General features: G+C 69.6%; 11 protein-coding genes. 8 read left to right on the plus strand and 3 right to left on the minus strand.

Going from position 1 to position 14,005, the window contains the following annotated elements:
- Window positions 1–34 precede the first annotated feature (34 nt).
- The 5 genes from mtrA to raiA all read left to right on the plus strand — a co-directional run bounded on the left by mtrA (window position 35) and on the right by raiA (window position 5,619).
- Window positions 35–715 (plus strand): MtrAB system response regulator MtrA, encoded by a 681-nt coding sequence (gene mtrA, locus P2P98_RS16795; RefSeq protein WP_058598168.1) that lies wholly within the window; start codon window positions 35–37, stop codon window positions 713–715.
- 7 nt (window positions 716–722) lie between these two features.
- The gene (gene mtrB, locus P2P98_RS16800) at window positions 723–2,408 is read left to right on the plus strand and encodes an MtrAB system histidine kinase MtrB (RefSeq protein WP_275801402.1); all 1,686 of its coding nucleotides are present in this window, start codon (window positions 723–725) and stop codon (window positions 2,406–2,408) included.
- Complete coding sequence (locus tag P2P98_RS16805; RefSeq protein WP_275801403.1) at window positions 2,405–4,063, plus strand: LpqB family beta-propeller domain-containing protein; 1,659 nt, start codon at window positions 2,405–2,407, stop codon at window positions 4,061–4,063. The genes mtrB and P2P98_RS16805 overlap by 4 nt, the downstream gene beginning before the upstream one ends.
- Before the next feature lie 97 nt (window positions 4,064–4,160).
- On the plus strand, window positions 4,161–4,844 hold the full coding sequence (locus P2P98_RS16810; protein ID WP_275801404.1) for a phosphoribosyltransferase family protein: 684 nt from the start codon (window positions 4,161–4,163) through the stop codon (window positions 4,842–4,844).
- A 115-nt stretch (window positions 4,845–4,959) separates the two neighbouring features.
- The gene (gene raiA / locus P2P98_RS16815; protein ID WP_275801405.1) at window positions 4,960–5,619 is read left to right on the plus strand and encodes a ribosome-associated translation inhibitor RaiA; all 660 of its coding nucleotides are present in this window, start codon (window positions 4,960–4,962) and stop codon (window positions 5,617–5,619) included.
- A gap of 61 nt (window positions 5,620–5,680) precedes the next feature.
- On the opposite strand, the gene P2P98_RS16820 is transcribed toward raiA, so the two are convergent.
- Window positions 5,681–6,991, minus strand: coding sequence for a hypothetical protein (locus P2P98_RS16820; RefSeq protein ID WP_275801406.1), 1,311 nt, complete (start codon window positions 6,989–6,991; stop codon window positions 5,681–5,683).
- Between the two features lie 173 nt (window positions 6,992–7,164).
- On the opposite strand from P2P98_RS16820, the gene secA reads away from it, so the two are divergent.
- Both secA and P2P98_RS16830 read left to right on the plus strand, forming a co-directional pair.
- Window positions 7,165–9,969, plus strand: coding sequence for a preprotein translocase subunit SecA (gene secA / locus P2P98_RS16825; RefSeq protein WP_275801407.1), 2,805 nt, complete (start codon window positions 7,165–7,167; stop codon window positions 9,967–9,969).
- A gap of 113 nt (window positions 9,970–10,082) precedes the next feature.
- Window positions 10,083–11,309, plus strand: coding sequence for a pyridoxal phosphate-dependent aminotransferase (locus P2P98_RS16830; RefSeq protein WP_275801408.1), 1,227 nt, complete (start codon window positions 10,083–10,085; stop codon window positions 11,307–11,309).
- Between the two features lie 60 nt (window positions 11,310–11,369).
- On the opposite strand, the gene P2P98_RS16835 is transcribed toward P2P98_RS16830, so the two are convergent.
- Window positions 11,370–11,801 carry an Rv3235 family protein gene (locus tag P2P98_RS16835; protein ID WP_275801409.1) on the minus strand — a complete coding sequence of 144 codons (432 nt, stop codon included), beginning with the start codon at window positions 11,799–11,801 and terminating at the stop codon, window positions 11,370–11,372.
- Window positions 11,802–11,934: 133 nt separating this feature from the next.
- Window positions 11,935–12,207 (minus strand): DNA-binding protein, encoded by a 273-nt coding sequence (locus tag P2P98_RS16840; RefSeq protein ID WP_275801411.1) that lies wholly within the window; start codon window positions 12,205–12,207, stop codon window positions 11,935–11,937.
- A gap of 150 nt (window positions 12,208–12,357) precedes the next feature.
- On the opposite strand from P2P98_RS16840, the gene P2P98_RS16845 reads away from it, so the two are divergent.
- The gene (locus P2P98_RS16845) at window positions 12,358–13,854 is read left to right on the plus strand and encodes a PAS domain-containing sensor histidine kinase (protein WP_058597206.1); all 1,497 of its coding nucleotides are present in this window, start codon (window positions 12,358–12,360) and stop codon (window positions 13,852–13,854) included.
- Window positions 13,855–14,005: the final 151 nt, after the last annotated feature.

Below are 14,005 nucleotides of genomic sequence, written 5' to 3' on the forward strand. Positions count from 1 at the left end.
CCGAGCGGGTTTCGAGACGGAAGACGTACACCCGATGACTTCACGGATCCTGGTTGTCGATGACGACACCGCGCTGGCCGAGATGATCGGCATCGTGCTGCGCACCGAGGGATTCGACACGGTCTTCTGCGCCGACGGCGCGCAGGCGGTCGAGGCCTGGCGCTCCGAGCGGCCGGACCTGATCCTGCTCGACCTCATGCTGCCGGGCGTCGACGGCATCGAGATCTGCACGCGCGTGCGCGCCGAGTCCGGCGTCCCGATCATCATGCTGACGGCCCGCACCGACACCGCCGACGTGGTGAAGGGGTTGGAGTCGGGTGCCGACGACTACATCATGAAGCCCTTCAACCCGAAGGAGCTCGTCGCCCGGATCCGCACGCGCCTACGCCCCGTGCAGGCGCCGGTCGACGAGACGCTGCGTATCGGCGATCTTGTCGTCGACGTGGCCGCGCACGAGGTGCGCCGTGGCGACACCCCGATCGCTCTCACGCCCCTCGAGTTCGAGCTCCTCGTCGCGCTCGCCGAGAAGCCGCAGCAGGTCTTCTCTCGCGAGATGCTGCTCGAGCAGGTCTGGGGCTACCACTACAAGGCCGACACGCGTCTCGTTAACGTGCACGTGCAACGACTTCGGGCCAAGATCGAGGCCGACCCCGACAACCCTCGCATCGTCACCACCGTGCGCGGTGTGGGCTATCGCGCCGGCGCGGTGGCTTGAGGTCGTCATGACCGGCGCGGTGCGCACTCTGGCGACGCCGCGGGGGTGGCGCACGCGCGATTGGCGCGCGAACCGGGACCGGCTCATCACCCTGTGGCGTCGCTCGCTGCGCTTCCGCACCATCGTCATCACCGTCGCCCTGACCGCGACGACCATCCTCGTGACCTGCCTCGCGATGGCCTTGGTCATCCAGAACGAGCTCTTCACCGCCCGCAAAGACCAGGTGCTCCTCGAGGCGCAGCGCGCGACCGCCTCGGCGCAGGCCACCCTCGACGCGGCCGTCGACTCCACCGACCCGGCCGCCGCGCAGACCCTCATGAACGGCATCGCGACGCGACTGTCGCAGCAGTCGTCGAGCGACCTCATCGCGCTGTACCGCATCGGCCCTCCGTCGCCCCTCGCGCCGCAGCCCTTCATCTCTCCGACCTTCGAGTCCGACCTCGTCACGCCCGAGCTGCGCACGCAGGTCCAGTCGAGCCCCGACCTGCAGTGGTGGCAGTCGGTGGCGCTGCCGGCGGAGAACGATCGCGAGGTTCCCGGCATCCTGGTCGGTCATCAGCTGCGCTTCCCCGCGCAGGACGGGGTCGACTACTACGAGCTCTACATGGGATACGACCTCGCGAGCGCCGCGCAGACGCTGTCGTTCGTCCAGGTGCTGCTGTGGGTGGTCGGCCTGATCCTCGTCGTGCTGATCGGGGCGATCGCCTGGGTCGTGCTGCGTTCGGTGACGACGCCGATCGCGGATGCCGCCGAGACCAGCGCGAAGCTCGCCGCGGGCGATCTGGGAGTGCGGCTCCCCGTGCGGGGCGAGGACGAGCTCGCCACTCTGAACCGCTCCTTCAACGCGATGGCCGACAGCATCGAGTCCCAGATCAAGGAGCTCGCCGACCTGTCGCTCGTGCAGCAGAGGTTCGTCTCCGACGTCTCGCACGAACTGCGCACGCCGCTGACCACGATCAAGCTCGCGGCCGACATGATCAACGATCAGCGCGACGAGTTCGACCCCGTCACGGGACGCGCCGCCGAACTCCTCCACGCACAGGTGCAGCGCTTCGAGGTGCTGCTGACCGACCTGCTCGAGATCAGCCGCTACGACGCGGGATCCGTGCAGCTCGAACTCGAGCCCACGAGCCTCGCCTCGCTCGCCGAAGACGTGATCGCGTCGATGGAGCAACTCGCCGAGAAGCACGGTACCGACGTGCGCCTGGTCGCCCCGGGCGGATACACGCCCGTCGACATGGACGCCCGCCGCATCCGGCGGATCGTGCGCAACCTCCTCGGCAACGCGATCGAGCACGGCGAGGGCAGGCCCATCGTGGTGTCCGTCGACAGCGGTCGGGATGCCGTGGCCCTCGGGGTGCGCGACTTCGGTCTGGGCATGCGCGCCGAAGACGTCGACCGCGTGTTCGACCGGTTCTGGCGTGCCGATCCGTCGCGTGTGCGCACGATCGGCGGTACCGGTCTCGGCCTCTCGATCGCCCTCGGCGACGCGCGCCTGCACGGCGGCACCTTGGCCGTGTGGTCGGAGCCGGGCCGTGGCTCCAACTTCGTCCTCACCCTGCCCCGCGACGGTCGCCCGCTGGGAAGCTCGCCCCTGCCCCTCGTCCCCGAGGACGAGCAGGGCGGCACTCTGGGCGCGCTCGGCATCACCCAGCCGATCTCGCTCGGGCGCACGACCGGGAGGGCCACATGAAGCGCGCACTGTCGGTGGTGAGCCTGGCGCTGGTGCTCCTGCTCACCGCGTGCACGGGCCTTCCCACCTCGGGATACGTGAACCCCGGTCGGGGCCCGCAGAGCGACGACGCGCAGACGTTCGCGTTCGTCCCCGACGGCCCGCAGGACGACGCCACGCCCGCCGAGATCGTCGAGGGCTTCCTTCGAGCAGGTTCAGGCCCCGCCGACGACTGGGCGACGGCGAAGCTGTTCCTCGCCCCCGGGACCCAGTGGGACCCCCGCGCGCGCGTCACGATCGACCGACTGGCCGATCGCCGCGCCACCGCGTCCTCCGACGGGGCGACGGTGACCGTGTCGCTGTCCACGGTCGCGAGCGTCGACGGGAACGGCGCCTACTCGCCGAGCGTGGCGGGCACGACCGACTCGCTCGGCTACTCGCTGGTGCGCGTCAATGATCAGTGGCGTATCAGTGCCGCTCCGGACGGCGTGGTGCTGTACGAGGAGGTCTTCCCGACCGTCTACCAGTCGGCATCCATCGCGTACTTCGATCCCACCTGGACGTTCATCGTGCCGGACGTGCGCTGGTTCCCGCGCCCGCTCGTGGCGAGTCGTGTGGCGACGGCGCTCGTCGACGGGCAGCCGAGCGCGTGGCTCGAGGGGGCGGTGAAGAACGCGTTCCCCGAGGACCTCTCGCTCGTCGGGCGCTCGGTGACGCTCTCGTCGGGTGGTGTCGCCCAGGTGCAGCTTCCCCGGGCCGCGCTGAGTCTGGACACCACGACGCTGAACCGCATGCAGACGCAGCTGACCCGGAGCCTCTCGACGGCGGGCATCAGCGAGGTGCAGATGACGGTCGAGGGGACCCCGATCGCGGCCGAGGAGGTGCCGGTCCGCGTCACGCGCGTCGATCCGCCACCCGCCGTCATGACCACGGACGGGACCTTCGGCATCCTCTCCGGCGATCAGGTGACGACGATCCCCGGACTCTCGGATGCCGTCGAGTCGCTGTCTCCCCAGTCGATCGAGCTCGAGGCCGATCGCTCCCTCGCCGCGGTCCGCACGACCCAGGGAACCGTGGCCAGCGCGCTCGCCGACGGCCGGACCTTCCTCCTCGACGACCGGCCCGGGCTGGTCGCACCCTCGATCGATTCCACCGGGCTCATCTGGAGCGTGCCGTCGTCGTCGCCCTCGCAATTGCGCGCCTTCACGCCCGAGGGCGTGCCGTCCGAGATCGGGAACGCGTGGCCGGATGCGTCCGAGATCACCGCCTTCCAGATCTCGCGCGACGGAACGCGCGTCGCGGCGATCGTCACGGTGGCGGGCGTCCGCGAGGTCTGGCTCGCCGGCATCCAGCGCACGTCGAGCGAGATCAACCTCGGGCCGCCCCACGTGCTGTCGTTCACCGAGTCGGGGGCCTTCGACCTCGCCTGGCTGGACGACGCGACCCTCGGCATCCTCGCCCTCGACGACGGCGTGAGCCACCTGCGCGAACTGGGCGTCGGCGGCCGCGGCACCACGGGCGGCGCCCCCGACGGCGCGCGGAGCGTCGCGGGCGGCAGCACGAGCGTGCGCGTGCTCGATGACACCGGTCGGCTGTTCAGCCGACGCGGCAGCTCCTGGACGCTCGTGGCCGACGACATCCGCGTCCTGGCGGCGCAGCAGGGCACGGCGTCCTGACCGCACTCGTCCTCCCCATGACGGTGTCCGCGCGACCCCTCCACGGATGGACGGATGCCGAGCCCGCCGCCGCGGGCCGGTCGACGAGCATGAGGGCATGGTCTCCCGCTCCGCCCTGTCCGCCGCCGTCGTCCCCGCCCTGCACGAGGCGCTGACGTTCTGGTTGCCGATCGCGTGCGCCGGGTGCGGCGCGCTCGATGTCGGGCTGTGTTCCGGATGCCGCGCGGCACTGGCCGCGGCCCCGCACCGCCGCCGCACCGCGGACGGGCTGGTCGTGACCAGCGCGATGGAGTTCTCCGGCGTGCCCGCGCGCGTCCTCCGCGCCCTCAAGGAGGAGGGGCGCACGTCCCTGGCGCGTGCTCTCGCACCGGCGCTCGCAGTCGTGCTCGCCGACGAGGTCGGTCCCGACACCGTCGTCGCGACGGTTCCCTCGTCACGGGCCGCGTATCGCCGCCGCGGCTATCGACCCGTCGACCTGCTCGTGCGCCGAGGGGGACACGTTCCCGTTCCGCTCCTGCGGGTGGCACGGGCTCCGCGGGACCAGCGGGGGCTCGATCGTGAGGCTCGACGGGCCAACGTCGGGGGAGTGTTCGTGTCGCGCGCGGTCGGCGGGCGCCGCGTGGTGCTCGTCGACGACGTCGTCACGACCGGGGCCACGCTGGACGACGCGTCGAGAGCACTCCGAGTCGCTGGAGCCGCTGAGGTCGTCGCGGCGACGCTCGCGCACACGCCCCTCCGCGTCGACCCGTCCAGACAGCATGCGAACGATAAGAGCGGATGACGAAAGGGTGATTCGCGCGTGACAGGCGGCGGTCGCGCTACTAGCGTGGGGATGACTGAAGGCGACGGACGTTCCGCCCTTAGACCGGGCGGAACCCGGAACAAGGAGGTCACGGATGGACACCAACATCGTCGGCGTGGGAGTCGGTATCACCGATCGTTTCCGCTCGGTGGTCGAAGAAAAGGTGAGCCGTATCGAGCACCTGGCCCCGCGAGCGCAGGCGCTCGAGGTCAAGGTCACTCACCGCTCTTATCGCAACGGGCGGATGGAGGACGACACCGTCGAACTGACACTCGACGGCAAGGGCCCCGTCGTCCGTGCCGAAGCGACTGACGCAGACAAGTTCGCCGCCCTCGACCTCGCGGTCGACAAGATCTCGGAGCAGATCCGCCGAGCCAAGGACAAGCGCATCGACGCGCGCAACCACCCCCGCGGAGCCAAGTTCGAGAAGGGCACGGGCGAGCTCTCCGGAATCGACGTGCAGCCGGCCTCGGTCGACGTCCTGCGGGCGGTCGCCACGGGCGAGGTTCCCGTGCAGAACGACTCCGCCGACGAAGCGGACTACTCGCCCGTCGTGATCCGCGAGAAGGAGTTCGGCGCCGAGTGGATGTCGGCCGAAGAGGCCGTCGACCGCATGGAACTGGTCGGCCACGACTTCTTCCTCTTCATCGACGCGCGCACCGACCACCCGAGCGTGGTGTACCGCCGCAAGGGCTGGGACTACGGCGTGATCGCCCTGTCGACACAGGCTCCACCGCAGGCCGTCGCGTCCTGACGCCCCTGACGAACGGAAGCCCCCGGCATCGGCCGGGGGCTTCCTCGTGTGCGCCGGTCGATCAGCCGTCGAAGATGTCGCCGAGGAGCGAGCCGATGACGAGGCCGCCGAGCATCCCGCCGACCATGTTGCCGCCGCTCATGCCCCCCTGTCCGCGACCGCCGCCGCCCCAGCCGCCGCCGTCACCCCAGTCCGACGGGCGGGACTGCTCGATGTCGCGCTGCGCGATCTGCAGGGCCTCGGCGGCCAGCGCTCCCGTGCGTCGGGCGGTGGCGAGCACCGTCTCGCGGTCGTCCTCGGCGACGGGGCCGAGCGGGAGCCCCGACCGCAGCCGCTCGGCTTCGACGAAGCGCGTACGGGCATCCGCGCCGATCCAGCCGCGGTGCCCGGTGATGAGCCCGCGCGCGACGGCGAGCTGGCGGTCGGCGTCGTCGATCGCGTGATCGACCTGTTCTTGAGAGGGCACGGGACGCGCAGCGCGTTCACGCGCCGCATCGAGCTCGGCGTTGGCCTGCCGAAGTGTCGAGAGCGAACTGAAGGGGTCGGTGCGCGAGCCGGCCGGAGGAAGGGAAGCGAGGGCTCTTTCGAGATTCGCCATGGCCTGGGTCACGATGGGTGTCATGGGGCCGCGGCGGGCCTCGGCGAGGTCGCCGCGGGAGTCGTCGATGACGGCCGCGAGCGTCGATTCGGCACGGAGGGCTTCGATCTCGAAGGTGTCGACGGCGTCGAGCAAGGACTCGGCTCGGCGCACCGCTTCGGTGGCCGCCTCGAGGGCGACGGATGCCTGTTCGCGCTGACCCGCTTCGCGTCGGCGCTCGGAGACGCCGGCGGTGTGCACGGCGAAGTCCAGCAGCTGGTCGATCTCGTCGGGGTTCCCGCCGATCTGCTGCAGGGCTGCGTCGTTGTACCGGTGCGAGAGACGCTCCACGACCTCGCGGGCGTGCGGCACGCGTTCCGCGAGACGCTCGCGGTCGGCGCGCACCCGGGCGAGGATCTCGGGGGCCCGACGCACCGCGTCGATCTTGGGCTGGAGAACGAGCGTGCGCTCTTCGAGGAGGTCTTCCGCCCACTTCGACAGCTGGATGATCCGCGCGTTGCGCGTGCGCAGCTCCTCGGCGGTGTCAGGGATCTCGTCGTGGTTGAGCTGGTGCAGCTGGAACGCTTCCCCGAGGTGCGTCTTCACCGAGTCCAACGCCGCAGCGAGGTCCTCCGTGGCCTTGTCGCCGAGCTCGGCGCGAGCGAAGTCGAGTTCGTCCGACGTCAGCCGCACGCGTTCGTCCGCCGCGACGATCGCGAGCTCCGCCCGTCGCGCCAGATCGGCGTCCGCGGCATCCTGTTCTTCGCGCTTCCTTCTGCCCCAGAAACCGGCCATGGCACGATCCTAGGCCGCGTCATCGAGGAGGGAGCCGTGTGTTCGCTACGGGCGCGAGCGCATCGGGCCGGCTCGCAGGTCACGAACGGGTAACACGGATAGCATGGGCGATGTATGCCTGTTCGCAGGCCGGCGTCCGCACGGGCGTCGCACCCGACAGATGGAGATGCTTCGTGGCCAATCCGCTCGAGAAACTGCTGCGCGCCGGTGAGGGACGCATCCTGCGCCGCCTGCAGGGCGTCGTGAAGGCGACCGGTGCGCTCGAAGAGGATTACGAACACCTCACCGACGACGAGCTGCGCAACGAGACCGCCGAACTGCGCGCGCGCTACGAAGCCGGTGAGACCCTCGACCAACTGATGCCCGAGGCTTTCGCCGCGGTGCGCGAGGCCGCCAAGCGCACGCTCGGACAGCGTCCCTACGACGTGCAGATCATGGGTGGCGCGGCTCTCCACCTCGGCAACATCGCCGAGATGAAGACCGGTGAGGGCAAGACGCTGACCGCGGCGCTCCCGGCGTACCTGAACGCCATCGCAGGCAAGGGCGTGCACGTCATCACCGTCAACGACTTCCTCGCGAGCTACCAGTCCGAGCTGATGGGCCGCGTCTACCGCGCGCTCGGCATGACGACGGGCACCGTCATCTCGGGCCAGACCCCCGAGGTCCGTCGCCAGCAGTACGAGGCCGACATCAGCTACGGCACCAACAACGAGTTCGGCTTCGACTACCTGCGCGACAACATGGCGTGGCGCAAGGAAGACCTCGTTCAGCGCGGGCACTTCTTCGCGATCGTCGACGAGGTCGACTCGATCCTCATCGACGAGGCGCGCACCCCCCTGATCATCTCGGGACCCGCGTCCGGCGAGGCCAACCGCTGGTTCGCCGAGTTCGCCAAGCTCGCCCGCACCCTCGAGCCCGGCGTCGACTACGAGGTCGACGAGAAGAAGCGCACGATTGGTGTGCTGGAGCCCGGCATCGAGAAGGTCGAGGACTACCTCGGCATCGACAACCTCTACGAGTCGGCCAATACTCCGCTGATCTCGTTCCTCAACAACTCGATCAAGGCGATCGCGCTGTTCAAGCGCGACACCGACTACGTCGTCATGAACGACGAGGTCATGATCGTCGACGAGCACACCGGTCGCATCCTCGTCGGGCGCCGCTACAACGAGGGCATCCACCAGGCCATCGAGGCGAAAGAGAACGTGCCGGTCAAGGCCGAGAACCAGACGCTGGCCACCGTCACCCTGCAGAACTACTTCCGCCTGTACGACAAGCTCGCTGGCATGACGGGTACCGCCGAGACCGAGGCGGCCGAGTTCATGTCGACCTACAAGCTCGGCGTGGTCCCGATCCCCACGAACAAGCCGATGGTCCGCAAGGATCAGCCCGACCTCGTCTACAAGAACGAGACCGCGAAGTTCGCTCAGGTGGTCGAAGACATCGCCGAGCGTCACGAGAAAGGCCAGCCGGTCCTCGTCGGTACGACGAGCGTCGAGAAGAGCGAGTACCTCTCGCGCCTTCTCGCGAAGAAGGGCGTGAAGCACGAGGTGCTCAACGCCAAGAACCACGCGCGAGAGGCCGAGATCGTCGCTCGCGCGGGACGCCTTGGCGCGGTCACGGTGGCCACCAACATGGCCGGTCGTGGAACCGACATCATGCTCGGCGGCAACGCCGAGTTCCTCGCCGTGCAGGAGATGAAGGCGAAGAACCTCGATCCGGTCGAGACGCCCGAGGCCTACGAGGCCGAGTGGGATGCCGTGTACCAGGGGGTGCGCGACACCGTCGCCGAAGAGGCGGCGAAGGTCGTCGAGGCCGGCGGCCTGTACGTGCTGGGCACCGAGCGTCACGAGTCGCGCCGCATCGACAACCAGCTGCGCGGTCGCTCCGGCCGTCAGGGCGACCCCGGCGAGAGCCGCTTCTACCTGTCGCTGACCGACGACCTCATGCGTCTGTTCCAGTCGGGCGCGGCCGAGGCGATCCTCGCCCGCACGAACTTCCCCGACGACGTCGCGATCGAGTCGGGCCTGGTCTCGCGCGCGATCAAGAGCGCACAGTCGCAGGTCGAGGCGCGTAACGCCGAGATGCGCAAGAACGTCCTCAAGTACGACGACGTCCTGAACCGCCAGCGCGAGGCGATCTACGCCGACCGTCGTCACATGCTGCAGGGCGATGACATCGCCGACCGCGTGCAGCACTTCATCGAAGACGCCATCACCGCGGTCATCGACGACCACACGGGTTCGGGGCACACCGAGTCGTGGGACTTCGACGCGCTGTGGACCGAGCTGAAGACCCTCTACCCGGTGAGCGTGACGATCGACGAGGTCGTCGCCGAGGCCGGCGGCAACAAGGGCCGCATCACGGCCGAGGGCCTCAAGCGCGAGATCATCTCGGACGCCCGCATCGCCTACCAGAACCGCGAGGAGTCGCTGGGTGCTCCCGCCCTGCGCGAGCTCGAGCGCCGCGTGGTGCTGCAGGTCCTCGACCGCCGCTGGCGCGAGCACCTGTACGAGATGGACTACCTCAAGGACGGGATCGGTCTGCGCGCCATGGCCCAGCGCGACCCGCTGATCGAGTACCAGCGCGAGGGCTACCAGATGTTCCAGTCGATGATGGGGCAGATCAAGGAGGAGTCCGTGGGCTTCCTCTACAACCTCGAGGTCGAGGTCCGAAAGGTCGAGGGCGAAGAGAGCGCCCAGGTCGAGGCGAAGGGTCTCGCGCCCGCTCCCGTCGAGGGCCAGCGCCTGGAGTACTCCGCGGCCAACGACGCCGGCGAGGTCGAGGTCCGCAACGACCGCGGCCAGGTGCAGCAGGCGGCGACGAACCGCCTGCGTCAGGCCGCCGCGCAGGCTCCCGTCGCCGAGGCCCCGGCGCCGAGCGGACCGCGCGGCGCCTTCGGCCAGCGCACCGAGGCTCCCGAGCAGCCCGTGGCGAACAACCGCGCCGATCGCCGCGCCGCCGGCAAGAAGAAGTAACGAACACACGGATGCCGCGCCCCTGACGCTCGCCGGGGGCGCGGCATCCGTGTGTCCAAGGACAGTCCACCCGGTGTCGATTGGCTCGGAGGGGGCGGGGATATCCTGAACCGATGAGCCCGTTGCGCCCCCTCGATCAGTCGTCGAAGTTGAAGGATGTCCTCTACGAGATCCGTGGAGAGGCCCTCGTCGAGGCAGACCGGCTCGAGGCCGAGGGGCACGCGATCCTCAAGCTCAACACGGGCAACCCCGCGATCTTCGGGTTCGAGGCGCCGCACCAGATCGTGCGCGACATGATCGCGGGCGTGCCGAACGCCCACGGCTACAGCGACAGCCGGGGAGTGCTCTCCGCGCGGCGCGCGGTGGTCTCGCGGTACGAGCAGGAGCCCGGTTTCCCGCACCTCGACCCCGACGACGTGTACCTCGGCAACGGCGTGTCCGAGCTGATCACGATGACCATGCAGGCGCTCCTCGACGAGGGGGACGAGGTGCTGATCCCGGCCCCCGACTACCCGCTGTGGACCGCGATGACGAGCCTCGGCGGCGGAACGCCCGTGCACTACCTGTGCGACGAGTCGCGCGAGTGGCAGCCCGACCTGGAGGACATCCGGTCCAAGGTCACTCCGCGCACCAAGGCGATCGTCGTGATCAACCCGAACAACCCGACGGGTGCGGTCTATTCGCGCGAGGTGCTCGAGGGCATCGCCGACATCGCGCGCGAGCACTCGCTGCTCGTGCTCGCCGACGAGATCTACGACCGCATCCTGTTCGACGACGCCGTGCACATCCCGATGGCGACGGTCGCACCCGACCTGCTGGTGCTGACCTTCAACGGGCTGTCCAAGACCTACCGTGTGGCGGGTTACCGCTCCGGGTGGCTCGCGATCACGGGCCCCAAGACGCACGCGGCCGGCTTCTTGCAGGGCATCAACCTCTTGGCATCCACGCGTCTGTGTCCCAACGTGCCGGCGCAGTTCGCGGTGCAGGCGGCGCTGTCGGGGGTGCAGTCGATCGACGCGCTGATCGCCCCCACCGGTCGTCTGCACGAGCAGAGGGATGCCGCGTGGCAGGGCCTCGAGGCGATCCCGGGTGTCTCGTGCGTCATGCCCCGGGGCGCCCTGTACGCCTTCCCGCGATTCGATCCCGAGGTCTACGAGATCCCCGATGACGCGAAGTTCGTCCGTGACTTCCTCGTCGCCGAGCATGTCCTGCTCGTGCAGGGTTCGGGCTTCAACTGGCCCGCGACCGACCACGTGCGCATCGTGACGCTGCCCGAGGCTCGCGTGATCAGTGACGCGATCGAACGCCTGGGCAACTTCCTCGCTTCGTGGCGGCCCTGAACCCGCGGCCCTGAACCCGCGGCCCTGAGCCCTCGGCCCTGAGCCCTCGGTCGCCAACCCTCAGAGCAGCGCGAGGGCGGTGACGCGCCAGCGTCCGTCGATGCCCTCGAGACGCAGGGCGACGGCGCGCGTCCGTGCTCGGGCTGCGGCCGTCACGGTCGCTTCGAAGACCCCGTCCGTCGGGGCGAAGAGATGCACGTTCCGGATCTCGTGGACGTCGCGCGGCACGGGAACACCGCGGGCGCTGCGTGCACGTTTCGCGAGACTGGCGCGCACGACGAGCGAGCGGTAGACCTCCTCCGACGTCCAGCGCGCCAACTGTTCGACCTCGCGAACACCTGCCAAGACCTCGAAGACGCCGCGGACGATGTTCCGCGTGAAGACGTCTGCGCGCGGCAGTCGCGCGGCGGGGGTCTTCTGCGGGGCGAAATCATCGACCTGCGAGGCCGGCGCGAGGCGAGCGGAGTCGACGATCGTGAGCGGAACGGTCATACGTTCCTCCTTGTGTGGCGGCGGTGGAAGCGGTCTTCGTCGCTCGACAGTAGGACACCGCCACCCCCGTTGACGGGGTGAGGAACTCAGGTTGTGGATAAGAAACGCAGGGTGAATGCATGGGGAAGAGCGGTCAGTCCGGATGCCGGATGTCGCCCTCTCCCCACAGCTCGGGAAAGCTCGCCTCCTGGGACTGATTCCACAGGGCAGCCCGCCGGGCGATCTCGATACGGTCGTCGACGTACGACGTGACGCTCTCCTCGTCGATGACCCAGTGCGGGGGAGTGCCGACCTCCATGCCGCGGATCTCGCCGCGACCGACGAGCCCGAGCACCTCGTCGCGCGTCATCCCGAGGCGCGAGGCGACGGCATCCGGGTCCACGTATCGGCTCGGAGGTGAACTCATGTCGGTCACGCCCTCATTATGTCCGCCGTATGGCCGGGAGAACGGCCTCACCCACGGGATGCATGGCGCATTCAGAAGAATGTGTCCTGTGGGGAGAGGGTAGGCGTTCCGCGCACTGCCGGGAAGGGGCGCGGCCTCTAGTGTGGAGTGGTGTCGACACTCAGTGAACTCGTCTACGCCCAGGGCCGCGCCAGCGAGGCCGATGTCGAGTGGCTGCACCGCCTGGCCGGCGATGGACAGCTCCTCGCCGACCTCGCCTTCGCCGACATCGTGATCTGGGTGCCGACGCCCGACGACTCGTTCGTCGCGGTCGCGCACACGCGGCCCGGGGGAGCGGCCACCCTGTTCTACCGCGACATCGTGGGCGACCGGGTCCGCCCGCAGTGGCGTACGCAGGTGCGCGACGCGTTCCAGAGCGGACGCATCGTCGACTCGGCATCCCCCGACTGGTTCGAAGAGACGCCCACCCGCGTCCGCGCGGTACCGATCGTGCGTGAGCTCTCGCGCGAGGGCGACGCGGTGACGACGGTCGGCGTGCTCACGCGGCACACCAATCTCGGCGAGACGCGCACCCCCTCGCGCCAGCAGATTACGTTCAACGACTGCGCCGACGATCTCTTCGGCATGATCGCCTCGGCCGAGTTCCCCGATCTCGCCGCCCCCACCGCACCGCGGCGCGGCGCTCCGCGCGCCTCGGACGGTCTCATCCGCCTCGACGTCGACGGCATCACCACGTTCGCCAGCCCCAACGCGCTCTCGGCCTTCAACCGCATGGGGTTCGACGACGAGCTCGAGGGGGAGTCGCTCGCCGAGGTGACCGCGCGAATCCTTCCCGCCAAGCGGCTCGACGTCGATGAGTCGCTCCCCGTCGTCGTGAGCGGCCGCGCGCCGTGGCGCGCGGACATGGAAGCGCGCGGGGTGCAGGTGTCGCTGCGAACGATCCCGCTGCGCGATCGCGGGACGCGCATCGGCGCCATCGTGCTCAGCCGCGACGTGACCGAGATCCGCCACCAGGAACAGGAACTCATCACCAAGGACGCGACGATCCGCGAGATCCACCACCGCGTCAAGAACAACCTTCAGACGGTCGCCTCACTCCTTCGCATCCAGGCCCGTCGCACCCACTCCGACGAGGCGCGCGACGCGCTCACTCAGGCCATGCGGCGTGTCTCGGCCATCGCGGTCGTACACGACACGCTCTCGGAAGGCCTCGCGCAGAACGTCGACTTCGACGACGTGTTCGCTCGCGTGCTCAAGCTCGTCGCCGAGGTCGCGGCGGCGCCCAACACCCGCGCGCGCACCCGCACGACGGGTCAGTTCGGCACCCTGCCGAGCCAGTTCGCGACGCCGCTCGCGCTCGCCCTGACCGAGCTCGTCACGAACGCCGTCGAGCACGGTCTCGCGGGTCAGGAGGGCGACGTCGAGATCGCCGCCGAGCGCACCGACGAGGTGCTCGCGGTGAGCGTGCGCGACACCGGGGTGGGCCTGCCCGAGGGACAGGTCGGCCGCGGTCTCGGCACGCAGATCGTGCGCACGCTCATCCAGGGCGAGCTCGGCGGAACGATCGACTGGCACACGCTCATGGGCAGCGGCACCGAGGTCACGATCGAGATCCCGCTGCGCTACATCGGCGGTACGTCCGTCTGACGCGCGCTTCGGCGGGCGCCGCCGAGAACGGCGGGGACGGCGGATTCCTGTTCGGGGAGAACACCCATCCGTCGCGCGCGGGCCTGTCGGCTCGCCCGGTCGTGCCGTCCGGCGGAGTCCGTGCGCGACGCGCCGGGGGTCGTCACGCCCA

Origin of the sequence: Microbacterium sp. Kw_RZR3 (genome assembly GCF_029222405.1) — a bacterium.
Lineage (GTDB): Bacteria > Actinomycetota > Actinomycetes > Actinomycetales > Microbacteriaceae > Microbacterium.

Bases quoted from the DNA above. Each gene is read 5' to 3' on its own strand.
- mtrA (WP_058598168.1), top strand. From the start codon at position 35: ATGACTTCACGGATCCTGGTTGTCGATGACGACACCGCGCTGGCCGAG.
- mtrB (WP_275801402.1), top strand. From the start codon at position 723: ATGACCGGCGCGGTGCGCACTCTGGCGACGCCGCGGGGGTGGCGCACG.
- P2P98_RS16805 (WP_275801403.1), top strand. From the start codon at position 2,405: ATGAAGCGCGCACTGTCGGTGGTGAGCCTGGCGCTGGTGCTCCTGCTC.
- P2P98_RS16810 (WP_275801404.1), top strand. From the start codon at position 4,161: ATGGTCTCCCGCTCCGCCCTGTCCGCCGCCGTCGTCCCCGCCCTGCAC.
- raiA (WP_275801405.1), top strand. From the start codon at position 4,960: ATGGACACCAACATCGTCGGCGTGGGAGTCGGTATCACCGATCGTTTC.
- P2P98_RS16820 (WP_275801406.1), bottom strand. From the start codon at position 6,991: ATGGCCGGTTTCTGGGGCAGAAGGAAGCGCGAAGAACAGGATGCCGCG.
- P2P98_RS16830 (WP_275801408.1), top strand. From the start codon at position 10,083: ATGAGCCCGTTGCGCCCCCTCGATCAGTCGTCGAAGTTGAAGGATGTC.
- P2P98_RS16835 (WP_275801409.1), bottom strand. From the start codon at position 11,801: ATGACCGTTCCGCTCACGATCGTCGACTCCGCTCGCCTCGCGCCGGCC.
- P2P98_RS16840 (WP_275801411.1), bottom strand. From the start codon at position 12,207: ATGAGTTCACCTCCGAGCCGATACGTGGACCCGGATGCCGTCGCCTCG.